This is a genomic window from Actinoplanes sp. ATCC 53533 (genome assembly GCF_003947245.1).
Genome location: NZ_QHHV01000090.1, coordinates 17,089 through 39,137, shown reverse-complemented (window position 1 = coordinate 39,137; position 22,049 = coordinate 17,089). Strand labels below are relative to the sequence as shown.

The following is a 22,049-nucleotide window of genomic DNA, read 5'->3' as shown; positions in this document are numbered from 1 at the left end:
TGAGGTTCATCTTGTTGTACGACTCAACGACGTCCTCGAGCTGGTCGGACGCCTTGTCGATCTTCTTGGTCAGCTCACTCGTCGACGGTTCCGCGTGTGCGGCGGTCGCGATGCTCCCGGTGATCGCGATCGCCAGGGCGGCGACCACCAGCGCACGGAGCCTCGTGCGGGCGTGTGGCAACGGAACGTGGCCTTTCTTCCGCTTGGCCACCTACCGGGCTAGCTGACGCCGGAACTTTCCGGTGTCAGGGGGCGGGAAGAAGGCCCCACCGCTGTCGCGGATTCACCCGGTTCGACGTCGTGGAGGCGGTGACCCTGGGGGATCGGGGTCGCCCGTTTCCATCGGCGAGGATTCGGCGGCGTTGGCCGGCGCCACCGAGGGTGTGGCTGCGGACCGGACCAACCGCATTAACTTATCGGCGCTCGGCATTAACACAAGGGCCCGAAGAGTGACTTGCGCCAATGATCACAAATAAGAGAATGATCCCGATAACCGGGGGCGACACGGCCGTTCCGAAGCGTTACTTTTTCCTACTCTGCCATGACCGGCGGTGCATTGCGGGCCTCGGCGACCCACTTGTTCGTCACGACCCGTTCCGCCCAGAAAGAGAGGAACGGGACGGTGCCGGCGAGCATGACGAGCGCCATCCGGCTCAGCGGCCACTGCGCCCGGCGGCTCAGGTCGAAGGTGGCCACCAGAAAGATCATGTAGAGGAAGCCGTGGATCGGGCCGATGGTGGCCACGACCGTGTCGTTCTCACCCAGATACTTCAGCGGCATGCCGACCACGACGAGCGCGATGAGGACCAGGCCGACGATCCAGGCGATGATCCGGTAACGGATGAGGGCTCCCTGCACGATCCACGTCCTTCTTGGTTCGACCTTGACTCGATCAGCTGGTGCTGGTGCGCCGGCCGGGGTAGTCGCTCGGCCGGGCTCCGGGGTGGGCGGCCAGCCAGCTCAGATAGTCGTTGTAGGCGGCCAGCTCGGGGTCGTCGTCGGCGGCGGCGGAGGCCGCGCTCGCCACCGGCACACGCACCGGCCGGCGCACGGTCAGCGGGGCGTCCTGGCGGGGCACCGGCTGCCCGGCCGGCCGCTCCGCCGTCGGCTCCTGCGCGGGCTCCGGCTCGGCGGCGCCGGCGGCCCGACGGGCCTGCTGGACCTCGCGGAACCAGATGAAGACCACGAATGCGGCGAACACCGGCCACTCGAAGGTGTAGCCCCAGCTGAGCGAGTTGCCGCCGGTGGCCCGGCTGAACTGCCACCAGCCCAGGGCCAGGAAGCCGGCCACGAGCACGAGCGCCAGGAGGTGGCGCGCGATCCACGCGGGGGTCCACAGCCCTTTCATGTCCCTCAGCGTACCGGCGGGTTTGGCGGCAGAGCGCTCGGGCAACGGTTGCGGCAGGCACCCACCGACCGAGGAAGCGAGCGCGTGATGACCGACCCCCGGATCGAACCCGCGGACGCCGAGTTCGTCGTCTCCGAGACCGGCATCGACCCCGCGGGGCTGGCCGACGACGACCTGTTCCGCGAACTGGCCAGCCTCTATCGCACCCGGTTGCAGACGCTGCGGCACGGTCCGGAGGCCGCTCTGGCCAACCACCTGCGGCGGACCGGAGAGCTGGAGAGCGAATACCTGTCCCGGCACCCCGACCGCGAGGTGGATCCCACCCGGCTCACCCAGAACTTCTGAGAGGACCCCCACCTCATGATCTCCTCGGCCCGCGGCCGGTTGAACCGGCTGCGACGGGGCTACGCCCCGCATGAACACCGGCCGCTGGACGGCTACGTGGCGACGATGGGCGCGTTCGGTGTCCTCGCCGGCAGCCTGGCCGCCGCCGCGAAACTGACCGGGCGGCCCGTGCCGGACCGCCCGGCCACCGCCGACATCGTGCTGATCTCCATCGCCACCCACAAGCTGAGCCGGCTGATCGCCAAGGACGCGATCACCAGCCCGCTGCGCGCGCCGTTCACCCGCTACGCCGAGCCCGGCGGCAGCGGCGAGATCAACGAAGAGGTACGCGACCAGGGCAGCTCGCTGCGGCACTCGATCGGTGAGCTGGTCAGCTGCCCGTTCTGCCTGGCGGTGTGGGTGGCGACCGGGCTGACCAGCGGGCTGGTCTTCGCGCCCCGGCTGACCAGGCTGGCGGCCACCGTGTTCACCGCGACGGCAGCTTCCGACTTCCTGCAGATGGCGTACTCCCTGGCGAAGGAGGCAGCGGAGGGCGGCAAGCCTCAGGAGCGGCCCGCGGCCCCGCAATCCATCGCTGTGGCTTGAGTCACAACTCCTACCGGAATCGGGGCGCCAGGCCGACGGTTGAGTCAGATGTCGGTGTGATCAGTGTCCCCGGGCCTCACCCTTCGCCTTCGCGGAATACCGTTCGGCTGGAGCCGCGTTGAGCCTTTCGCCGAGAGGCGACCTGCACACCGACGTCTGCGATCGCGCCGTCCCCGGATCTCCGGGGGCGGCGCTCTTGCTTGCGGGTCGCTGCGGGGGATCGTGTGGCACTCAGTCCGGTCCGGTTACCAAGATCTCAACGCGGTGCCGCTCGGTTCGGGGCCGGCCGGCCGGGGTACCCAGCGCTCATGACTGACGACCGGACCGATCAGCGCGCCGCCGACCTGCTGCCCGAGGAACGTGGCGCCGGTGGCAGCAGCGACCCCCGCGCGCAGGCCGAGGCCATTCTCGCCGAGTCCGACGCTCGGGAGACCGACCGGGAAGCGGTGCCGGGCTCGCTGTGGGAACACCGGACCTCGGAACAGACGATCACGCCGGAAGACGGCACCCGGTAGTGGAGATGGCTTTCGTGTTCGCCGATCCGCGTGGCAATATCGACCGAATGGCAGCCCCGCAACGAAGCTTCGGGCGCAACGTCTCGCGTCGAGTGCCGGGTTCCGGCGTGGCCGGGAATCCCGACCAGACCAGGACTCCCGACCAGAGGAGGACCCCTGGCCGCGGGCGGACGCCCGCGGCCATCAAGAAGATCTTGTCCGCGCCGGAGGCCACCCCGGCCGGGCTCGCGCCGGTGGCCGCGGGCCCCTTCTCCACGCCGTCCTCGCTCCGTCCCGCGCGGATGGCTGTTGCGGGGCCCCGGGCGGATCTGATCCAGGGTGCCGGCGTAGGGGCCGTGGCCGGGCCGCACCCGGTGGAGCTCGCCGGGCTGCTGCACGAGCTCACCGCGCGCCTGCTGGGCTCAGACGAGGTGCCGCAGGCCCTGGACCGCCTCGCCGCCTTCGCGGCCGGTGTCGTCCCCGGCACCGTGCGCTGCTCGGTGTCCCTGATCGGGGAGGGCGGCCCGCCGGTCCTGGCCGCTTCCGGGAGCGCGGCGCAGGCCCTCGACGATCTCCAGTACGCCGCCGGCGACGGCCCCGGCCTGGAGGCGGCCCGCACCAGGTCCCTGGTGACCGCCCCCGACCTGCAGTCCGACCCGCGCTGGCCGCGGCTGGCCGAGTGTGCCCGGGCGGAGGGAGTGCACGGCCTCGTGGCGATCCCGATGGACGTGCAGCGCTCCTCGGTGGGTGCGCTGAGCCTGTTCGTCGCCACCCCGGGCGGCATCCATCCCGAGCTGTTGCTGACCGCGATGGCCGTGGTCAACCAGGCCGAGGTGTTGCTCGGCGAGTTGCGCCGCCGGGAAGGCCTGCGGGAGGGCGCGACGGTCGACCGGGCGGCGGGAGTGATCATCGCGCAGCGCGGTTGCGGCGTGCAGGAGTCCTACGACGTGCTGCGCGAGACCGCGCAGCGGCTCGGGCTCGACCGCCGGATCGTCGCGGAGCGACTGATCGCGGCGGCCGCCCGCAACGCCGACGACTGAGCTAGCTACTTCTTCTCCACCTGCTGCACGACCTCGAACTCCAGCAGGCTCGCGCCCGAGGCCACCGGTCGGGCGCGCTCGCCGGCGTGCGCCGCCCGGCCCGAGCCGGCCGACCACGCCTGGAAGTCCTCCTCGGTCTCCCAGCGGGTGTAGACGAAGTAACGGGTCTCGCCGCCGACCGGGCGGAGCAACTCGAAGCCCAGGAAGCCCTTGGCGTTCTCCACCGCACCCTGGCGGGCGGCGAAGCGCTGCTCCAGTTCGGGTCCGGCGCCCTCGGGGACCTCGATTGCGTTGATCTTCACGACTGCCATACGGCAAAGGGTACGAGCGCGGACTGCGCTCGTACCCTCGGCATGGCCTGATGGATCAGCGGGAGCTCTTGATCTCCACATCCGGGCCGGCGCCGACGCCGCCGGGCAGGCCGTCGCTGGCGGCCGCGGCCGCCGCGTCGTCGGCACGCTGCTGCTGCGCCGAGCGCTGCTGCAGCGGGATCTCCGGCAGGAACAGGACCACGATCAGGCCGACGATCATCACGGCGGCCGCCAGCAGGAAGATCAGCTGGATGCCGTCCGAGAAGCCGACCTTGAACGGGTGCGACACCACGTCGGAGAGCCGGCCGAGGAACGACGTGTCGTTCAGCGCGTCGCCGCTCTGGGCCTGCTGCAGCGTCTGCAGTTGGCTCGGGTCGGCGGCCACCGCCCGCTGGAATTCCGGCGTGCCCTGCGCGGTCTGATACGCCGAGCTGATCTTGCCGCCGACCACGTTGAAGAGCACGGACAGGAAGATCGCCGTGCCGAGCGTGCCGCCCATCGAGCGGAAGAAGGTCACCGAACTGGTGGCCACGCCGATCTCCCGCGGTGAGACCGCGTTCTGCACGGCGGTGATCATCGGCTGCATGTTGCCGCCCAGGCCGAGGCCCATCACCACCATGATCAGCATGGTCTTCCAGAGCGGCGTGTCCGCGCCGATCAGGGCGAACAGCCCCAGCGCGACCAGCATGAGCGAACTGCCGATGATCGGGAAGATCCGGTAGCGGCCGGTGCGGGCGATCAGCTGGCCGGCGGCGATCGAGCCGGCCATGATGCCGACCACGAACGGGATCATCTGCAGGCCGGCCTCGGTCGCCGACGAGCCCTTGACGATCTGGAGATACAGCGGAACGGTCAGCAGGCCGCCGAACATGGCCATGCCGACGATCGAGCTGGAGATCGAGCCGACCGCCACGGTCCGGTTCTTGAACAGGCGGAGCGGCAGCAGCGCCTCGTCCTTGTAGGCCCGCTCGGCCAGGATGAACGCCACGATGCCGATCAAGCCGACCGCGTAGCAGCCGAGCGCCCGACCGGAGCCCCAGCCCCAGGTGCGGCCCTGCTCCGCCACGGTCAGCAGTGGCACCAGGCCGACGATCAGCGCGACCGCGCCGGGCCAGTCGATCCGGTGGTCGGTGCGGGTGTGCGGCAGGTGCAGCACCCGGGCCACGACGATCATCGCGGCGATGCCGATCGGCACGTTCAGGTAGAAGATCCAGCGCCAGCCGGTGATCCCGATGATCGTGTCCTGGCCGGCGAAGAAGCCGCCCAGCAGCGGGCCGATGACGCTGGCGGTGCCGAACACCGCGAGGAAGAAGCCCTGGTACTTGGCCCGCTCGCGGGGCGGCACGATGTCGCCGATGATGGCCAGCGCCATCGACATCAGGCCGCCGGCGCCGATGCCCTGGATCGCCCGGAACGCGGCCAGCTCGTACATGCTCTGGGAGAGGCCGCAGAGCATCGAGCCGATCACGAAGACGGCGATCGCGAAGAGGAAGAAGCCGCGCCGGCCGTAGATGTCGGAGAGCTTGCCGTACAGCGGCGTGGAGATGGTCGAGGTGATCAGGAAGGCCGTGGTGGCCCAGGCCTGCAGGTCGAAGCCGTTGAGGTCGTCGGCGATCGTCCGGGTGGCCGTAGCCATGATCGTCTGATCCAGGGCGGCGAGGAACATGCCCATCATCAGGCCGGCGAGAATGGTCAGGATCTGCCGATGGGTGAATTCCACCGACGGCCGCCCGGCGCCCGGACCGCCCGCCGGCCCCGTCTCCGCGGATGCGGTAGTGCTGGAGTTACTCACGCGTTCTCCCGTGCTGGTACGGCTGGGTCGCTGCGCACGAGCGCCTCGACGGAGCTGTTGAATTCGTGGAAAAGCTCGGTGAAGGTGCGCACCCGCTCGGCCGGCCAGCCGGTCAGGGCCTGGCCGATCAGCGCGTTGCGCGCCTCGTGCAGCTGCCGACAGGCCTCCAGGCCCTCCGGCGTGACCGCGAGCCGGGACGCGCGGCCGTCGGACGGGTCGGCCTCCCGGCGGGCGAGGCCGGCCTTGACCAGCTGGGCCGCCTGCCGGCTGACCGTGGACGGATCCGCGCCCTTGGCCTCGGCGAGGTCGGTGATCCGCAGCGGGCCCAGGTGCCGCAGCGGGAACAGCAGCATGAGGGCGGAGAACTCGGCACCGAAGTCCCGCACGTGGAGCATGCTCTTGGCGCGCACGCCGAGCCGGGAGAATCGCACAAGTTCGTCGGCCAGCCGGCCACTCGCGTCCCCGGTATTCACTTCCATCATCCGCCGCATCTCCTTAGATGCGTGCAGCCTACAACTTGTTGTGTGGTGAAAGCATTTCACCTGCCGGCAGGTGTGGCGCGCATCTCCCAGACCCCGGTGACCAGCGCCTCGGTCTCCTCGAGGGCGGCGGGCACGGGCACGACGTACTCGGCCACCTGGGTGAACAATCGCTCCGGGAAATATCCCCGGCCGGGGTCGCCAACCAGGATCCGGGCACCCTCCCGGCCCGCCCGGCGCAACCGCGCCGCCATCCGATCGGCGACGGTGCGGGTGTAGAAGACGTCGCCGGCCAGGATCACGTCGGCCGACATGTCCAGGTCGGCTATGTCGGCGGTCCGGGTGTCGACCACGACCTGGTTGGCCGCCGCGTTGCGGGCCGCCGCGGCCACCGCCAGCGGATCGACGTCCAGCGCCGTCACGCGGGCCGCGCCGGCCCGGCCCGCCGCGATCGCCGCCACGCCCGAACCCGAGGCGACGTCGAGCACGGTCCGGCCGCGCACGATCTCGGGATGGTCCAGCACGTGCCGCGCGAGCGCCTGGCCGCCGGCCCAGACGAACAGCCAGAACGGCGGCGGCACGTCGCTGCTGAACTCGCCGCCGGTCCCGTCGAACAAGCCGACGCCGCCGCCGGCCAGGTGCAGCGAGATCTCCGGAGCCAGGGGTACGGGCAGCAGGGTGGTTTCCACGCCGGGGATTCTTCGCCGTCGGCGCTCGGGCCGCGCGCTAATTGACCTGCGTCACAGGTTCGGCCGGCGTTTCCTGGCTATGCGGGCTGGCCCGCACTTGGTCGCGGCCTGCTCGCTCGTGGTCGCGGCCTGCTCGCCGGTGGTCGTGGGCCGGCTCACTGGTGGCTGTGGGACTGCTCGCTCGTGGCTGTGGGCCGGCTTGCTTTGGCTACGCGGCCAGTTCCGCTGCGCGGCGGAGCAGCTCGGAAGCCGAGTCGGGTCGGCGTGGCTCGCCGGCCGCGGCCAGGACGGCGGTCACCGCCAGGTCGAGTGGCGTGCCCGCGCCGTCCTCGCGCAGCAGCTCCAGGAACATCGCCCGGGTCTCCGTCGACGGCTCCACGCCCAGACCCTCGGCGAGCTCCCGGCGGCACCGGTCGTACGACCGCAGCGCCGCCACCCGGTCGCCGAGCAGCCGGTGCGCCGCCATCGCGATCGCCCAGCCACGCTCCGACACCGGATCCAGCCCTACCGCCCGCTCCGCCAGCGCCAGCGCGACCTGCGGGTCACCGGCGGTGAGGGCGTGACCACCCGCGTCGAGCAGCGTCGCCACCAGCCGGGCCCGGTATTGCTCGCGGGCCTGGTTCGCCCAGGCGTGCCGTTCGACGTCTTCCAGCAGGGGGCGGGCGGCCACGTGCGCGGCGGCGGTCAGCGGGCGCAGCGCCGTGCGACCGGCCGTGCGGCCCGAGGCGGCGGCGACCAACTCGTCGAAGCGGGCCACGTCCACGCGCACCTGATCGGCGACCAGGGCGTAGCCGCCATTACGTGTCGTGATTACGGAGTCACGCGTGTGCCCGTTCGGGTCGAGGCGATGGCGTAAAAGGGACACATAACTCTCCACCGTGGCCTGGTGGTTGGCCGGCGGCTGGCCGGCCCAGAGCAGTTCGGCCAGCTCGGCCTTGTGCATGTCGCCGCGCAGGGCGAGCAGGGCCAGGATGTGGCGCGGCTTGACGCCGCCGAAGTCGCGGCCGGTCAGGCGGATGCCCCGGGTGCGGACCTCGAGCCGGCCGAAGAGCTGGATGTCGTACATGGCGTAAGACCCTGTACGGGGGACGGTCACGCGACAAGCCTCCGCCGCGTCGTTCCGCACCCCGAAAGCGAGGGGTCGGGTCCACCGAAGATACGAGCTATGACGGCCGCTCGGACTCATCCCGTCGGCGCGCGTACCGTGCGATCGGCGTGGCTCGTGGATGCTGTCCGACTGTTGGTACGCCTTGGCTTCCAGCGCGGGACACATAGACTTCCAGCGCTGGCGGATCAGGAGGCATGAATGGTAGGCGAGGCGATCACGGTGCTCGTGGTTGATGGGCATCAGACGTTCGCCGAGTTGCTCGGTGTGGCGCTGACCGGTCAACCGGACCTGAGCTATGTCGGGCATGCGCGCACCGGCGAGCAGGCGATCCGGCTGGTGCAGGAGCTGCGGCCGAATGTGGTGCTGCTGGATCCCGACCTTCCGGACGCGGACGGGATCGCGATCGCCGAGTTGCTGCGGCATCGCCAGCCGGACACCCGCTTCGTGATCCTGACGGCCAACAACGAGTCTGCCCTGGTGGGACGCGCGACGGCGGCCGGCGCCTCGGGCTTCCTGTCGAAGAACGGCCCGCTCGGCGACGTGCTCAACGCCGTGCACACCGCGCACGGCGGTGGCATGACAGTGTCGACCGACATCCTGGCGCGGCTGTTGCGCAGCACCACGCCGGTGGTGGGGCCGCGAGCCGGCGGGCTGACCGCGCGCGAGCATGAGGTGCTGGTGCTGATGGGCTCCGGGCTCGACCCGCGGGCGATCGCCCGGCGGCTCGGCATCAGCGTGCACACCTGTCGCGGCTACGTGAAAGCCGTACTGGGCAAGCTCGGCGCGCACAGCCAGTTGGAAGCCGTCGCGGTGGCCACCAGGCGCGGACTACTCAGCCCGGATCGCCGTAACGGAGAGTAATTCACGCTGGTACTCATCCGATAAGCCGCGGGATCCGTACTTCTCGCCAGAGCGCCTGTCGAAGACTGTCGGCGCCGGCGCGAGTTGGAGGGCATCGCGTGGAACGTATATTCGCCGATTCGTCCGATGTGTCCGTCGCGCTTGCGGACCACGTGTCGACCTCGGGTGCCGACTGGGCCAACCGTGACAACCAATCACCGCACCGCGGCACCGAACAGGACCCGGCGCCCTACCGACGGCCCCCCGCTGTGAACTCGTTCCGTGACAATGCTGATGAGGAAGACATGGCCGACTCCCAGAGCTGGAGTGCCTTCGGTTCGCCCAACGCAGGTCCCGCCGGCACCGGGGGGCCCGGCGCGGACCGCCACGCCGCGGACCCGCCGGAGCCCGAGTACGGCCCCGCTCCGCCCGCGGGACCCGGCCGCGCCTCCTTCGGCTTCACCGCCGGACCGATCAGCGGCAACCACAACAGCGGCCGGCCGACCTCCGGCGCGCCCAGCGGCCGGCCGGCGCCGACCTCCGGCGCGCCCAGCGGCAACCGCAAGGGTCGGCCGGCGCCGACCTCGGGCGCGCCGAGCGGCAACCACAAAGGTCGGCCGGGGCCGACCTCGGGCGCGCCGTTCCAGCCGCCGCCGACGGGCCCCGCGCCGCACCCGCTCCGGTCCGTCACCGGCGAGTCGGTGCTGGCGAGGAGCCGGCAGTCCCGCCCGCTTCCGCCGCCACCGGCCGATGAGGACGACGGGGTCGGCGACTTCATCGGCGGCCCCGGCCGCGAGATTCGCCCGCACCGCGCCGCCCGGCACCCGCACTCCTCCGCCGAGCAGCCCGTGCTGCTCGAGTCGCCACCGCGCGGCCGCGGGGTCCTGATCGCCGGCTTCGCGCTGGGCCTGGCCGTGCTGCTCGGCGGCACCGTCGCGGGCGTCAGCTACTTCTCCGGCTCCGACAAGAGCCTCACCTCGGTGCTCGAGCTCGGCGCCGGCACGTCCGACGCCGGCGACCGGACGGCCACCGCTCCCATCGACAGCCGCACGGCGGCGTCGTTCGAGCTGGCCACCGCCGTCACCAAGGTCACCATGCGCAGCGAAGACCTCGGCGACGACCTCTACCGGATCTCCACCGCCGAGGACGCCGGGATCATCCCGAAGCCCGTGCTGGCGCAGGACCGGGTGCAGCTCAACCTGATCCCGGACGGCGACGGCACCACCGGGGCCGTCGAGGTGGTGCTCTCCTCGAAGGTGATGTGGAGCCTGCGGTTCGCCGGTGCCACCGACGAGCAGCGCATCGACTTCACCGGTGGCGAGATCGGCGGCATCGACCTGGTCGGCGGCTCGCGGGTCACCGAGATCGCGCTGCCCGCGCCGGCCGGCACCGTCGCGCTGAAGGTCACCGGCGCCGTCGACGAGCTGTCGCTCACCTCACCGGCGGGCAACCCCGTGCGGGTGCAGATGCAGGGCGGGGCCAAGACGGTCGCGGCGGGCGCGCGCACGCTGCGCGACGTCAAGCCGGGATCGACGCTGACGCCGAAGGGCTGGGCCACCAACAACCGTTACGACGTGACCGCGGAGGCCCGGGTCACGCTACTCAGGGTCGAAACCAAGTAGCGCGCCCGGGGCCGCGGCTCAGGACAGGACGCGGAGGCGCACCGTCTGGCTCATGCCGCGCAGCTTTTCCAGCACGTCGGCGCTGTAGCTGCCGCTGATGTCGGTGATCAGGTAGCCGTACTCGCCGCGGGTGCTCAGCAGCTGGCCCTCGACGTTCACGTGGTGCTCGGCCAGGATGCTGTTCACCTGGGCGAGGACGCCCGGCATGTTGAGGTGCACGTGGATGACGCGGCTCATGTCCGTGCTGGCCGGCAGCGCGACGCTGGGCAGGTTGACGCTCAGCGTGGTGTTGCCCTCCTGCAGGAAGTGCACCAGCTTGTTGGCCACGAAGTCGCCGATGTCCGACTGGGCCTCCTCGGTGGACCCGCCGATGTGCGGGGTGAGGATGACGTTCGGCAGGCCGCGCAGCTCCGAGAGGAACTCGTCACCGCGGCCCTTCGGCTCGGTCGGGAAGACGTCGACGGCCGCGCCGGCGAGGTGCCCGCTGGTCAGCGCGTCGCGCAGGGACGCGTGGTCGACCACGATGCCGCGCGACAGGTTCAGGAAGATCGACCCGGGGCGCATCTTGCCGAACTGCTCGGCGCCGAAGAAGCCCAGGTTGCCGGGGCGCCCGTCGACGTGCAGCGTCACCACGTCGGAGCAGGCCAGCAGCTCGTCGAGGCTGGCGCAGCGCTGGGCGTTGCCCAGGGCCAGCTTGTCGGCGGTGTCGTAGAAGGACACGTGCATGCCCAGGTTTTCCGCGAGCACGGAGAGCTGGGTGCCGATGTTGCCGTACCCGACGATGCCGAGCCGGCGGCCGCGGACCTCGTGGCTGCCGCTCGCGGCCTTGTCCCAGATGCCCTGGTGCATGAGGTTGTTCTTCTCGGTGAGCCGGCGGGTCATCGCGACGATCTCCGCGAGGGCCAGCTCGACCACGGAACGGGTGTTGGAGAACGGCGCGTTGAAGACGGCGATGCCGGCCTGCGAGGCGGCGGGCAGGTCGATCTGATCGGTGCCGATGCAGAACGCGCCGATCGCGACCAGGCTGTCCGCGGCCTCCAGCACCTTCGCGGTCACCCGGGTCTTGGAGCGGATGCCGAGCAGCCGCACCCCCCGGATGCGCTCGACGAGCTCGACCTCGTCGAGGGCGCCGGCCACGGACTCGACCTGGTAACCCTCCGCCTCGAGCCGGGACACCGCGTCCGGGTGAATGCTCTCGAGCAGCAGGACTCGCACCTTGGCTTGGTCGATCATCACTTTCCGTTCCATGTCGGATTCTGGAGCAGGTGGCAGGGGACCGTCCGGGCCGCCACGCCGAAGCCCAGGTCAGGCGTACCAGCCTAATGCCCCGGATTGCCCGCACCCCGAGGGTGTGCCGGAGCTCCCATCTGGCGGTCAGCCCGGCGCCGCCGTGCCTGCTCAGCTGGAAAGTCGCGCCCGCAGCCAGGGCAGCACGGCGTCGGCATGGGCGCGCTGGAAGGCCCGGACGTGCGGGATGCCGGGCGAGGGGTGGCGGGAACGATCCAGGAAGTCGCCGGTGAAGGCCGTGATCACGTCGGTCGCGGTCCGCGGGTCGAGCCCGGCCAGCAGCCGGTCGCCGGCGCCGCCGTGCACCAGCACGTTCATCGCCAGCAGCAGGGTGTCCAGCCAGGCGGGGCCCACGCACCCGTACGGCCAGTCCACGACGACGACCGAGCCGTCCGGGCGTACCAGAAGGTTGTCGGCCCGCAGGTCACAGTGCGCGAGGGTCGCGCCGGTCCCGACCGCGACCAGGCCGCGGCCGGCGGCCGCCCGCAGGTCGTCGAGGTGGGTGACCACCCACGGGTCGAGGTCGGGCGGCGGGTCGGCGGCGATCCGGTCCCACCCACCGAAGCACTGCGCCAGGTGCTCGGTGGCCGTCGGCACGCCGGTCAGCGGCGGCGGCGTGAGGGCCGCGGCGAGCCGCCGCAGCGCCCGCACGGTGGCGCGGATCTCGTCCTCGACCCACGGGGTACGGGGATGCCGGCCCTCGATGTCCTCGTGGATCAGCACCACCCACTCGCCGTCGTCGAGAGTCGCCAGCAGTTGGGGCACGGGCGCGCCCGCGGGCATCCGTGCGGTCACGTGCGCCTCGGCGCGGGCCAGCTCGACGGATCGCGTGCTCAGGCCGGTGCTGACGGCCTTGACGAACGCCCGCCGTCCCCCCGCGGTGACCACTCGGTCGGCCGTCCCGGGCGAGAAGCCGCCGGCCTGCGAGATCGCGCGCACCACCGGCCCACCGACGACCGCCTCGACCTGCTCCCTGATCCGCTCGGGCAGATCCGCCCAGCCGATGCGTGTCCCGTATGTCTGGATCATCGTTTGGCCTCCTCCAACGGATCGTTGCACCCTGGCAAGGATCCGCAAGCGGACTTTGTCGCACAGCCGGCCGCACCCCGGCGAAAATGGCACACCGGATTCGTCGCGCCGGGTCAGGGCCTGGGGTCGCCGGCCGGCCCGCGCCGCCACGCGCCCATCCATGGCAAAAATTAGAACAGGTTCTAGTCTTGTTCGCGACAAGATTCGTGTCGTACCGCAGAATGGGGCATTGCGTGCGGGTGTTGTTGTCGACACTGGAGGCGCCGGTGATTCGATCGGCCAGTGCGATGCGACGGAGCAGGGCTGCCTCGGAGGTGTCACCATGATCGAGCAGTACGTACTGGGTCTCCGAGAGGTCGGCGGGACGCAGGCCGCGATCGTCGGTGGCAAGGGCGCACACCTGGGGGAGCTGTCGCGGATCGACGGCATCAGCGTGCCGGCCGGCTTCTGCGTGACGACGGATGCCTTCCGGCGGATCATGGCGGAGGCGCCGTCGATCGATGATCGGCTCGATCAGCTGGCCGGCCTGAACCCGGACGACCGGGAGGCGATCCGCTCGCTCAGCGCGGAGATACGCCAGACCATCGAGGGGATCGCCATCCGTGACGATCTCGCGGCGGCGATCACCGGCGCGCTTGCCCACCTCGGCGAGCGAGCCGCCTACGCCGTCCGGTCGAGCGCGACGGCGGAGGACCTGCCGACGGCCTCCTTCGCCGGCCAGCAGGACACCTACCTGAACGTCGTGGGACCGGCGGCTGTCCTCCAGCACATCAGCCGGTGCTGGGCGTCGCTGTTCACCGAGCGGGCCGTGACCTACCGCCTGCGGAACGGCTTCGACCACCGGAAGCTCCACATGGCCGTGGTCGTGCAGCGGATGGTCTTCCCGCAGGCGGCCGGCATCCTGTTCACGGCCGATCCCGTCACGGGCAACCGGAAGGTCGCCGCCGTGGACGCCGGCTTCGGCCTCGGCGAGGCCCTGGTCTCCGGCCTGGTCAACCCGGATGTCTTCAAGGTGCGCGACGGCGAGATCGTCGCCAGGACGGTCGCCGTCAAGCGGCTCGCCATCCACGCCCTGCCGGCGGGCGGAACGCAGGAGACCGCGATCGACCCGGAGCAGCAGGAGCGGCCGGCGCTGACGGATGCGCAGGTCGTGCGGCTCGTGCGACTCGGGCGGCGGATCGAAGCGCACTTCGGCAGCCCGCAGGACATCGAATGGTGCCTGGCCGACGACGGCTTTCAGGTCGTCCAGAGCCGGCCGATCACCACCCTGTTCCCCATTCCCGAGGTCGGCGACAACGACAATCACGTCTACGTCTCCGTCGGTCACGGGCAGATGATGACCGACCCCATGAAGCCCCTCGGGCTGTCCTGCTGGCAGCGGACGGCCATGGTGCCGATGCACGAGGCCGGCGGGAGGCTGTTCGTCGACGTCACCCGGCGCCTGGCCGCACCCGCGAGCCGCGCCGGCGTCCTGGAGGCCATGGGGAAAGGCGATCCGCTGATCAGGGATGCGCTGGAGACCGTCCTCGACCGCGACGGCTTCATCCCGTCGCTCCCGGACGCAGGTCCCGGCGGGCCGCCGGCCGGCGGCGCCCCCGCCCCGATCGAGACCGATCCGGCCATCGTCACCGAGCTGATCGAACGCAGCCAGGCGTCCCTCGCCGCCCTGCGGCGCGACATCCGGACGAAAACCGGACCGGCGCTTTTCGACTTCCTGCTGGAGGCCTTCCAGGAGCACAAGCGAGTCCTCGGTGATCCGCTGAACCTTCAGGTGATCATGGCGGGGATGGAAGCCAGCTGGTGGCTCAACGACAAGCTGCGGGAGTGGCTGGGCGAGACGAACGCGGCCGACACGCTCACGCTCTCCGCCCCCAACAACGTCACGTCGGAGATGGGACTGGCGCTGCTCGACGTCGCCGACGTGATCCGCCCGCATCCGGAGGTGGTGGCGTTCCTGCGGCGCGTCGAGCACGAGGGCTTCCTGGACGAGCTGCCGAAGCTCGCGGGCGGGACCGAAGCGCGGGACGCCATCGAGGCCTACCTCGACCGGTACGGCATGCGCTGCGTCGGCGAGATCGACATCACGAGGCCGCGCTGGAGCGAACGCCCCACCACGCTCGTGCCGCTGATCCTCGACAACATCAAGCTGTTCGAGCCGGGTGCCGCCGAGCGGCGCTTCGACCAGGGTCGGCAGGAGGCGGAGAAGAAGCAACAGGACCTGCTCGTACGCCTGCGGGCACTGCCGGACGGGGAGCGGAAGGCCGACGAGACCAAGCGGATGATCGACCGGGTCCGGACCTTCATCGGCTACCGGGAGTACCCGAAGTACAACATCGTCAGCCGCTACTTCGTCTACAAACAAGCCCTACTGGCGGAGGCCGAACGCCTCGTGCGGGCCGGCGTGCTCCCCGGCAAGGAGGACATCTTCTACCTCACGTTCCAGGAGCTGCACGACGTCGCGCGCACCAACCGGGTGGACGACCAGCTCATCCAGCGGCGCAAGGACGCGTTCCGGTCGTACCACGCGCTCACGCCGCCCCGGGTGCTCACCTCGGACGGCGAGGCCATCACCGGGGCATACCGGCGCGACGACGTGCCGGCCGGTGCCCTGGTCGGCGTACCGGTTTCGGCCGGCACCGTCGAGGGCCGGGCCCGCGTCATCCATGACATGGCGGAGGCCGATCTCGAAGCGGGCGACATCCTGGTCACGGCCCACACGGACCCCAGCTGGTCACCGCTGTTCGTCGCGATCACCGGTCTGGTGACGGAGGTGGGCGGCCTGATGACCCACGGCGCGGTGATCGCACGGGAGTACGGCCTACCGGCCGTCGTCGGCGTGGTGGATGCGACTCGGCTGATCTCCGACGGGCAGCGGATCCGCGTGCACGGCACCGACGGGTACATCGAGATCCTGCCGTGATTGCCCACACTGTCGATTTCTCGGTTCCTCGTTCGTCTTACCGCGACGGATCCAAGTACCGGCGAGGAGTGTTGATGAAGTACATCATGGTGATCTACCAAGGCCCGGCGCTCGAACGGCAGGCCGCGCTCACCGAGGAGGAGCAGAAGCAGGTCTACGCCGACTATCAAGGGATCAATCAGACGCCGGGCGTCACCCCGATGCCGCCGATGGGCCTGCCCGAGAACGCGACCACGGTGCGGGTCGAAGGCGGAAAGACCCTGACGACCGATGGCCCGTTCGTCGGGATGAAGGAGGCCATCGGCGGTTTGTTCGTCCTCGAGGCCGAAGACATCGACGCGGCCATCGAGGTGGCCGCCCGCGTTCCAGCGGCACGCTATGGCGGAGCCGTCGAGATCCGGCCCTCGGAGGTGTATTGGTAGCCACACTCGACGACATCTTCCGCGCGGAGTGGGGCCGGGTTCTGGCCGCGCTGATCGGCGTCCTCGGCGACTTCGACCTCGCCGAGGACGCCGCGCAGGAGGCGTTCGCCATCGCCGCCGATCACTGGCCACGCGAAGGCGTGCCGACCAACCCGCGCGCCTGGCTGATGAGGACGGCGCGTAATCGCGCCACCGACCGCATCCGCCGCGACCGGGCCCTCGCCACCAGGCTGGGCCTGCTCGCTGCTGCCCGCCGTGTCGAGGTGCCCATGAACACCACCGCGTTTCCGGACGAGCGCCTGGAACTCATCTTCACCTGCTGCCATCCGGCGCTCGCGATCGAGGCGCAAGTTGCGCTCACTCTGCGTAGCCTGGGTGGCTTGACCACCGACGAGATCGCCCGCGCCTTTCTGGTCCCGGAGCGCACCATGGCACAGCGACTGGTGCGGGCCAAACGCAAGATCAAGGCGGCGGGGATCCCGTTTCGGGTCCCACCGGATCACCTGCTCCGCGAGCGTCTCGACGCCGCCCTCGCCGTCGTATACCTGATCTACAACGAGGGTTACGGCGGTCGCGACGAACTCGCGGCCGAGGCGATCTGGTTGGGACGTGCGCTGACCGAGTTGCTTCCGGACGACCCGGAGGTCCGCGGGCTCCTGGCGATGATGCTCTTGCACGACTCCCGCCGCGAGACGCGGTTCAACGACGGGGAACTGGTCCTGCTCGGAGATCAGGACCCGACCCGGTGGAACACCACGCAGATCGACCGTGGCCGCGCCGAGCTCGACCGGGCGATCGCCCTGGGCGGACGCGGGCCCTACGTCCTCCAGGCTGCGATCGCCTCACTACACGCCGAGGTGCCGTGTGACTGGGCGCGGATCGCCGCCCTGTACGGCGAGCTCACCCGCCTGACCGCCTCGCCGGTCGTCGAGCTGAACCGTGCCATTGCCGTCGCCGAGGCCGAAGGACCAGAGGCCGGCCTGCGTATCGTCGACGGACTCGGCTTGGACGACTTCCGCTACCTGCACTCAACCAGGGCCGAACTGCTGCGCCGGCTCGGGCGGACCGACGAGGCCCGCGCCGCCTACCGCCGGGCGAGGGAGCTCACCGACGACGGCGCCGAACAACGCTTTCTCGACCGCCGGCTGGCGGCGCTCGCGGACACGATCGAAAACCACGGGCTCGGGTACTCACCCCAACGGAATTCCCGGCATACCAGGTTCAGTAAGGACGGATCATGAAGGCCATCATCTACCGCGACAACGGCGGCCCCGACGTTCTGCAGCTCGTCGACCGTGACCTGCCCGTGCCCGGCCCCGGCGAGGTTCGCGTCCGGGTCGCCGTGTCCGGGGTCAACCCGACCGACTGGAAGACCCGCTCCGGCGCCACCAATCCCAAGCTGTTTCCCGAGGTCACCCCGCACCTCGACGGTGCCGGCGTGATCGACGCGGTGGGCGCGGGGGTCGACCAGGGCCGGGTCGGCCAGCGGGTCTGGCTGTTCATGGCCACTGCCGGGCGGCCCACCGGCACCGCCGCCGAGTTCACCGTCGTGCCCGCCGAGCGCGCCGTGCCACTGCCCGACGAGACCGGGTTCGACGTCGGCGCCTCGCTCGGCGTCCCCGCGCTCACCGCGCACCGCGCGCTCACCGTCGCCGAGGACAGCCCGCGCCGGCTGCGGCCCGGCGCCCTCGACGGCAAGGTCGTGCTCGCCGCGGGCGGGGCCGGAGCGGTCGGGCACGCGGTGATCCAGCTCGCCCGCTGGGCCGGCGCCACCGTGATCAGCACGATCAGCGGCCCGGCGAAGGCCCGGCTGGCCACCGCCGCCGGCGCCCACCACGTGATCAACTACCGCGAGGGCAACCCGGCCGCCGAGATCCGCAAGATCGCCCCGGACGGCATCGACATCGTCGCCGAGGTGGCGCTCGGCGCGAACCTCGCCCTGGACCTGGCCGTGCTGCGCACGCGCGGCACAATCTCGATCTACGCCAACGACGGCGGCAAGCCGGTGGAACTGGACGTGCGGCAGAACATGGTGCTGAACACCCGCTTTCAGTTCATGGTGCTCTACACGGTCGGCCCGGAGGCGCTCGCCGTGGCCACCGAGGACACCGCCGCGGCGGTGCGTGACGGCGCCCTGCCGGTCGGCGAGAAGCACGGCCTCCCGCTGATCCGCTTCCCGCTCGACCGCACCGCCGACGCGCACCGGGCGGTAGAGAACGGCGTGGTCGGCAAGGTCGTGGTGGACGTCACGTCGTGACCTTCAGCCGCTGCGGCGCGCCGGGCCCGGCGCTTCCGGCGCTATGAACGGCAGCCACAACTGCGCCGCACAGTGAGCGTGAACTGGTGCTGCCGAATGGCGGGGGCCACGCCGGAGGAACTGAGCACGGCATCGACGGCGTCGGCACCGAGGGTGTCGAAGGGGGCGGTGACGGCGGTCAGGGCCGGGGCGAGGTAAGCGCCTAATTCGGTGCCATCGATGCTGACCAGGGCGAGGTCCTCGCCGACGCGGCGGCCGGTCTCGCTGGCGGCACGTAGCGCACCGAGGGCGTGCTCATCGGTGGTGGCGCAGATGGCGGTGATCTCCGGTCGGGTGGCCAGCAGCGTCCGGGTGGCCCGGTAGGCCTCCTCGCGCAGGTTCGGGAAGGGGCAGCCGAGCACAGCCCACTGCGGAACCGGCCGGTCGTTGTCGGTCAGCGCCGCGCTGGCGCCGCGAGCGCGCAGGCTGACCGGGTCGTCGCCGGCACCGGCGCCGAGCAGTGCGATGTTGTGGTGGCCGTGCCCGAGGAGGTGGTCGGCGGCCTGGCGGCCGGCGTCGGTGTCGTCTCCGGCAACGCAGACAGTGTCGGGGTGGGTGCGGTGTACGAGGACGTGCGGGATTTGGGCGCGACGCAGCAGGGCCACCGCGGATTTCGGCTCTTGGGAGGGCACCAGGAGCACCGCGTCGACGCGGGCGTCGAGCAGCGCGTGGAGCTGTTCGTTTTCCCGTTCGGCGTCGAAGTGGGCGCTGCCGACCAGGAGCCGGAACCCTCGGGTGAAGGCGGCGTCCTCGACGGCTCGGGTCAGCTCGGCGAAGAATGGTTTGGCCAGGTCGGGTACGACGAGGCCGAGGGTGCTGCTGCGGTTGGCACGTAGTGCCCTGGCGAGGTTGTTGCGCCGGTAGCCGAGTTCGGCGACGGCGGCCAGGACTCGGGCCCGGGTGGCGGGGGCCACCGGTCGTGGGCCGTCGTTGAGGACGTAGCTGACCACGGCGGTGGACGTGCCGGCGCGCGCAGCGACGTCGCGGATCGTCGGCCCGGTGGCCACAGGTGCCCCTTCCTACGAGCTTGGACCGCGCCTATCATGCCAGGGTCAGTCTAATCGTTTAGATAGCTACGACCGGCGAGGACATGCCCCATGCGACTGGTGATCGACACCGACGAGTCCGAGCGGATGCTGCTCGCCACCTGCGGCATCAGCGCAACATCATGAACCACACCGGCCAGCCGCAGCGCTATGAGCTGCACTGCCACCTCGACGCCTCGGTGCGCCCCGACACTATTGCCGCCCTCGCCGCGGAACAGGCCCTCGACCTGCGCGCGCCCGTCCGCCAGCTGGCCGTGGCCCCGCCCGGCGTCGGCAGTCTGCACGCGTTCCTGTCGTACATCGACGTCGCTCTCGACGTGCTGCAAACCCCCCACGCGCTGCATCGTGCCGCCGCTGAACTCGTCGACGACTGGCGCCGCGACCACGTCGTCTACGGCGAGGTCCGCTTCGCGCCCCAGCTGCACACCCGCGCCGGCATGAGCATCGACGACGCCATCGACGCCGTCGCCGCCGGTCTCGCAGCAGGAACCGCCGTCACCGGCGTGCGCACCGGCCTGCTGCTGTGCTGCCTGCGCCACCAGCAACCCCAGCACAGCTTGGAAGTCGCGGACGCGGCTGTTCGCCGCCGCGACGTCGTGGCCGGTCTGGACCTCGCCGGTGACGAACGCCACTCCGGCGCCCCGCACCGTGAAGCGTTTGACCTCGCGCATGCCGCCGGCCTGTCCGTTACCGTGCACGCCGGCGAGGCCGCCGGACCCGCCAGCGTCTGGGAAGCCATCGACGTACTCGGTGCCCGCCGAATCGGCCACGGCGTGCGCAGCATCGACGACACCGCCCTGCTCGACCGCCTCCACCGTGACCGGATCACCCTGGAGACCTGCCCGCGATGCAACGTCCTCACCGGAGCCGTCCCCACGATCACCGCGCACCCCGCAGACCGACTCCTCCGCGCGGGGTTGCCGGTCACCGTCAGCACCGACGGCCGTACGACCGCTGACACCACCCTGGCCGCCGAGTTCGACACGCTCAGGGCGACGTTCGGCTGGACCGATGACGAAGAGCGACTCTGCCAGGACAACGCGGCACGGGCCGCCTTCGCCGACCCCGGACCCCGCTGAATGCCCGTTGAGGTGATCCTGCTGTTGAAGCTCGCCCTCGCACCGGCGCTCGTGGTGGGATCCTCAATGGCGGGAAGACGTTGGGGTCCACCGGTGGCGGGCACCCTGGTCGCATTACCGATCGTGGCCGGTCCGATCTTGCTGATCATCTCTCTGGACCAAGGCACGACGTTCGGGGCGCATGCGGCGTCCGCGGCGCTGCTCGGTCTGGTCTCGCTCTCCTTGTTCGCGCTGATACTGGCGTGGGCCTGCCAATCGATGGGCTGGTGGTCGGCGCTGCTGGTGGCCTGGGCCGGCACTCTGGTCGCTGACATCTGTCTGTCACGCTTGGCTGTCCGACCTGGCATCGGCCTCCTCCTGGTGCTCGCATCGGCATGGACGGTTGCCAAGCTCCTCCCCAAGGAGCCTTCGGAACCGGGTGGTGATCTGCGGGCGGCCAAGTGGCCGTGGTGGGACCTGCCCGGCCGCGCCGCCGGTGTGCTCGTGGTGATCGTCACCACCGCAGCCAGCGCCCTGGGTCCCCAGGCGACGGGTGTACTGGCGCCGTTCCCCATCGCGACAAGCGTGCTGACCGCGTTCGTGCTGGCGCAGCGTGGCCCGGCCGCCGCAGTGCGGGTGTTGCGCGGGATCCCGCACGGGCTGCTGGGCTTCGCCGTGTTCTGCGTTCTGGTCGCAGTGCTGATCAAACCCTTGGGAGCGCGTGTCGGCTTCACCCTCGCCACCGTCGGCACGCTCACGGTTCAGCTGATCTGGCGACGCCTGGCGGGTCGCGACAACTGGCCACGCGTGACCGGCCCAGGTCGTAGGCGGCGGCGTTCCGTTTTGGCAGCAGCTTCCCGACGGTCAGGACCGGCGGTCGAGGCGGGCAGTGAGGGCTAGCTCCGCGGTGGGCCACTCGTCGTCGAGCAGCGCAAGCACCCCCTCGCGCGCGGCACCCAGCCTCCCGATCGCCGCCTGCGATCGGGTGTTGCGAATGTCGGTGACCCAGGCGACGCGGACCGCACCGAGTGTCTCGAACGCGAAACCCATCAGCAGCAGCTTGGCCTCGGCGTTGACGCCGGTGCCCCACCAGCGTTGCCCCAGCCAGGTGTGGCCGATCGGCACCGAACGCCAGCGGAAGATCTCCGCGCTCTGCGTGGCGCTGCCGGCAGCGGCCAGGTAGCCCGGCGCGTGTTCGATCGTCAACGGCTCCAGCCGCACCAGCTGGCCGGACAGCACAGGCATCGCACATTAGAGACCCTCATCCGTCACACCAGCACGATCTCGGACGAAGGGGTGATCAGCGGGATGGGCCCACTTCCTCGCGGACCCGGCGCC

The 22,049-nt window shown here is 70.9% G+C and carries 23 protein-coding genes; 12 read left to right on the top strand and 11 right to left on the bottom strand.

Features of this window, described 5'->3' with window-relative positions:
- Positions 1-531 precede the first annotated feature (531 nt).
- Positions 532-858: a DUF3817 domain-containing protein gene (locus DMB66_RS27800; RefSeq protein WP_125807066.1), complete on the bottom strand. Its 327-nt coding sequence runs from the start codon at positions 856-858 to the stop codon at positions 532-534.
- Positions 859-892: 34 nt separating this feature from the next.
- The gene (locus DMB66_RS27795) at positions 893-1,348 is read right to left on the bottom strand and encodes a hypothetical protein (RefSeq protein ID WP_125807065.1); all 456 of its coding nucleotides are present in this window, start codon (positions 1,346-1,348) and stop codon (positions 893-895) included.
- A gap of 87 nt (positions 1,349-1,435) precedes the next feature.
- On the opposite strand from DMB66_RS27795, the gene DMB66_RS27790 reads away from it, so the two are divergent.
- The 4 genes from DMB66_RS27790 (at position 1,436) to DMB66_RS27775 (ending at position 3,812) form a co-directional block, all read left to right on the top strand.
- Entirely contained in the window at positions 1,436-1,693 is a 258-nt protein-coding gene (locus DMB66_RS27790; RefSeq protein WP_125807064.1) for a DUF6158 family protein, read from the top strand.
- 15 nt (positions 1,694-1,708) lie between these two features.
- A complete protein-coding gene (locus DMB66_RS27785; protein WP_125807063.1) occupies positions 1,709-2,278 on the top strand; it encodes a DUF1360 domain-containing protein in 570 nt (189 codons plus the stop codon).
- A 308-nt stretch (positions 2,279-2,586) separates the two neighbouring features.
- Positions 2,587-2,793, top strand: coding sequence for a hypothetical protein (locus DMB66_RS27780; protein WP_125807062.1), 207 nt, complete (start codon positions 2,587-2,589; stop codon positions 2,791-2,793).
- A gap of 194 nt (positions 2,794-2,987) precedes the next feature.
- Positions 2,988-3,812: a GAF and ANTAR domain-containing protein gene (locus tag DMB66_RS27775; RefSeq protein ID WP_233624875.1), complete on the top strand. Its 825-nt coding sequence runs from the start codon at positions 2,988-2,990 to the stop codon at positions 3,810-3,812.
- Positions 3,813-3,817: 5 nt separating this feature from the next.
- On the opposite strand, the gene DMB66_RS27770 is transcribed toward DMB66_RS27775, so the two are convergent.
- The 5 genes from DMB66_RS27770 to DMB66_RS27750 all read right to left on the bottom strand — a co-directional run bounded on the left by DMB66_RS27770 (position 3,818) and on the right by DMB66_RS27750 (position 8,179).
- Positions 3,818-4,123: an antibiotic biosynthesis monooxygenase gene (locus DMB66_RS27770; RefSeq protein WP_125807061.1), complete on the bottom strand. Its 306-nt coding sequence runs from the start codon at positions 4,121-4,123 to the stop codon at positions 3,818-3,820.
- Between the two features lie 55 nt (positions 4,124-4,178).
- Positions 4,179-5,915 carry an MDR family MFS transporter gene (locus DMB66_RS27765; RefSeq protein WP_125807060.1) on the bottom strand — a complete coding sequence of 579 codons (1,737 nt, stop codon included), beginning with the start codon at positions 5,913-5,915 and terminating at the stop codon, positions 4,179-4,181.
- A complete protein-coding gene (locus DMB66_RS27760) occupies positions 5,912-6,397 on the bottom strand; it encodes a MarR family winged helix-turn-helix transcriptional regulator (protein ID WP_233624874.1) in 486 nt (161 codons plus the stop codon). Before DMB66_RS27760 ends, DMB66_RS27765 begins: the two co-directional genes overlap by 4 nt.
- Before the next feature lie 56 nt (positions 6,398-6,453).
- On the bottom strand, positions 6,454-7,083 hold the full coding sequence (locus DMB66_RS65610; RefSeq protein WP_125807058.1) for a methyltransferase: 630 nt from the start codon (positions 7,081-7,083) through the stop codon (positions 6,454-6,456).
- Between the two features lie 208 nt (positions 7,084-7,291).
- Positions 7,292-8,179 (bottom strand): BTAD domain-containing putative transcriptional regulator, encoded by an 888-nt coding sequence (locus DMB66_RS27750; protein ID WP_158647385.1) that lies wholly within the window; start codon positions 8,177-8,179, stop codon positions 7,292-7,294.
- A 210-nt stretch (positions 8,180-8,389) separates the two neighbouring features.
- Here DMB66_RS27750 and DMB66_RS27745 point away from each other — a divergent pair, with 210 nt between their 5' ends.
- Positions 8,390-9,052, top strand: a complete 663-nt coding sequence (locus DMB66_RS27745; RefSeq protein ID WP_125807056.1) for a response regulator transcription factor — start codon at positions 8,390-8,392, stop codon at positions 9,050-9,052.
- A 284-nt stretch (positions 9,053-9,336) separates the two neighbouring features.
- The gene (locus tag DMB66_RS27740; RefSeq protein ID WP_125807055.1) at positions 9,337-10,653 is read left to right on the top strand and encodes a hypothetical protein; all 1,317 of its coding nucleotides are present in this window, start codon (positions 9,337-9,339) and stop codon (positions 10,651-10,653) included.
- Between the two features lie 18 nt (positions 10,654-10,671).
- Here the strand turns inward: DMB66_RS27740 and serA are convergent, their stop codons facing one another.
- On the bottom strand, positions 10,672-11,901 hold the full coding sequence (gene serA, locus DMB66_RS27735; protein ID WP_233624873.1) for a phosphoglycerate dehydrogenase: 1,230 nt from the start codon (positions 11,899-11,901) through the stop codon (positions 10,672-10,674).
- Positions 11,902-12,051: 150 nt separating this feature from the next.
- Entirely contained in the window at positions 12,052-12,969 is a 918-nt protein-coding gene (locus DMB66_RS27730) for a phosphotransferase (protein ID WP_125807054.1), read from the bottom strand.
- 322 nt (positions 12,970-13,291) lie between these two features.
- On the opposite strand from DMB66_RS27730, the gene rph reads away from it, so the two are divergent.
- The 4 genes from rph (at position 13,292) to DMB66_RS27710 (ending at position 18,568) form a co-directional block, all read left to right on the top strand.
- Positions 13,292-15,889, top strand: coding sequence for a rifamycin-inactivating phosphotransferase (gene rph, locus DMB66_RS27725; RefSeq protein ID WP_125807070.1), 2,598 nt, complete (start codon positions 13,292-13,294; stop codon positions 15,887-15,889).
- A gap of 74 nt (positions 15,890-15,963) precedes the next feature.
- The gene (locus DMB66_RS27720) at positions 15,964-16,311 is read left to right on the top strand and encodes a YciI family protein (RefSeq protein WP_125807053.1); all 348 of its coding nucleotides are present in this window, start codon (positions 15,964-15,966) and stop codon (positions 16,309-16,311) included.
- Positions 16,305-17,552, top strand: coding sequence for an RNA polymerase sigma factor (locus tag DMB66_RS27715; RefSeq protein WP_125807052.1), 1,248 nt, complete (start codon positions 16,305-16,307; stop codon positions 17,550-17,552). Before DMB66_RS27720 ends, DMB66_RS27715 begins: the two co-directional genes overlap by 7 nt.
- Positions 17,549-18,568 carry an NADPH:quinone reductase gene (locus DMB66_RS27710; RefSeq protein WP_125807051.1) on the top strand — a complete coding sequence of 340 codons (1,020 nt, stop codon included), beginning with the start codon at positions 17,549-17,551 and terminating at the stop codon, positions 18,566-18,568. The genes DMB66_RS27715 and DMB66_RS27710 overlap by 4 nt, the downstream gene beginning before the upstream one ends.
- A 41-nt stretch (positions 18,569-18,609) precedes the next feature.
- On the opposite strand, the gene DMB66_RS27705 is transcribed toward DMB66_RS27710, so the two are convergent.
- Positions 18,610-19,614 (bottom strand): LacI family DNA-binding transcriptional regulator, encoded by a 1,005-nt coding sequence (locus tag DMB66_RS27705; RefSeq protein ID WP_125807050.1) that lies wholly within the window; start codon positions 19,612-19,614, stop codon positions 18,610-18,612.
- A 161-nt stretch (positions 19,615-19,775) separates the two neighbouring features.
- On the opposite strand from DMB66_RS27705, the gene add reads away from it, so the two are divergent.
- Positions 19,776-20,732 (top strand): adenosine deaminase, encoded by a 957-nt coding sequence (gene add / locus DMB66_RS27700; RefSeq protein ID WP_125807049.1) that lies wholly within the window; start codon positions 19,776-19,778, stop codon positions 20,730-20,732.
- A gap of 12 nt (positions 20,733-20,744) precedes the next feature.
- On the top strand, positions 20,745-21,611 hold the full coding sequence (locus tag DMB66_RS27695; RefSeq protein ID WP_199752653.1) for a hypothetical protein: 867 nt from the start codon (positions 20,745-20,747) through the stop codon (positions 21,609-21,611).
- On the opposite strand, the gene DMB66_RS27690 is transcribed toward DMB66_RS27695, so the two are convergent.
- Positions 21,576-21,956 (bottom strand): GNAT family N-acetyltransferase, encoded by a 381-nt coding sequence (locus DMB66_RS27690; protein WP_125807048.1) that lies wholly within the window; start codon positions 21,954-21,956, stop codon positions 21,576-21,578. The genes DMB66_RS27695 and DMB66_RS27690 overlap by 36 nt on opposite strands.
- Positions 21,957-22,049 lie beyond the last annotated feature (93 nt).

Coding starts and splice junctions, on each gene's coding strand:
- DMB66_RS27710 (WP_125807051.1), top strand. CDS start 17,549: ATGAAGGCCATCATCTACCGCGACAACGGCGGCCCCGACGTTCTGCAG.
- DMB66_RS27730 (WP_125807054.1), bottom strand. CDS start 12,969: ATGATCCAGACATACGGGACACGCATCGGCTGGGCGGATCTGCCCGAG.
- DMB66_RS27760 (WP_233624874.1), bottom strand. CDS start 6,397: ATGATGGAAGTGAATACCGGGGACGCGAGTGGCCGGCTGGCCGACGAA.
- DMB66_RS27740 (WP_125807055.1), top strand. CDS start 9,337: ATGGCCGACTCCCAGAGCTGGAGTGCCTTCGGTTCGCCCAACGCAGGT.
- DMB66_RS27720 (WP_125807053.1), top strand. CDS start 15,964: ATGAAGTACATCATGGTGATCTACCAAGGCCCGGCGCTCGAACGGCAG.
- DMB66_RS27790 (WP_125807064.1), top strand. CDS start 1,436: ATGACCGACCCCCGGATCGAACCCGCGGACGCCGAGTTCGTCGTCTCC.
- DMB66_RS27795 (WP_125807065.1), bottom strand. CDS start 1,348: ATGAAAGGGCTGTGGACCCCCGCGTGGATCGCGCGCCACCTCCTGGCG.
- serA (WP_233624873.1), bottom strand. CDS start 11,901: ATGGAACGGAAAGTGATGATCGACCAAGCCAAGGTGCGAGTCCTGCTG.
- DMB66_RS27690 (WP_125807048.1), bottom strand. CDS start 21,956: ATGCCTGTGCTGTCCGGCCAGCTGGTGCGGCTGGAGCCGTTGACGATC.
- rph (WP_125807070.1), top strand. CDS start 13,292: ATGATCGAGCAGTACGTACTGGGTCTCCGAGAGGTCGGCGGGACGCAG.
- DMB66_RS27745 (WP_125807056.1), top strand. CDS start 8,390: ATGGTAGGCGAGGCGATCACGGTGCTCGTGGTTGATGGGCATCAGACG.
- add (WP_125807049.1), top strand. CDS start 19,776: ATGAACCACACCGGCCAGCCGCAGCGCTATGAGCTGCACTGCCACCTC.
- DMB66_RS27785 (WP_125807063.1), top strand. CDS start 1,709: ATGATCTCCTCGGCCCGCGGCCGGTTGAACCGGCTGCGACGGGGCTAC.
- DMB66_RS27770 (WP_125807061.1), bottom strand. CDS start 4,123: ATGGCAGTCGTGAAGATCAACGCAATCGAGGTCCCCGAGGGCGCCGGA.
- DMB66_RS27780 (WP_125807062.1), top strand. CDS start 2,587: ATGACTGACGACCGGACCGATCAGCGCGCCGCCGACCTGCTGCCCGAG.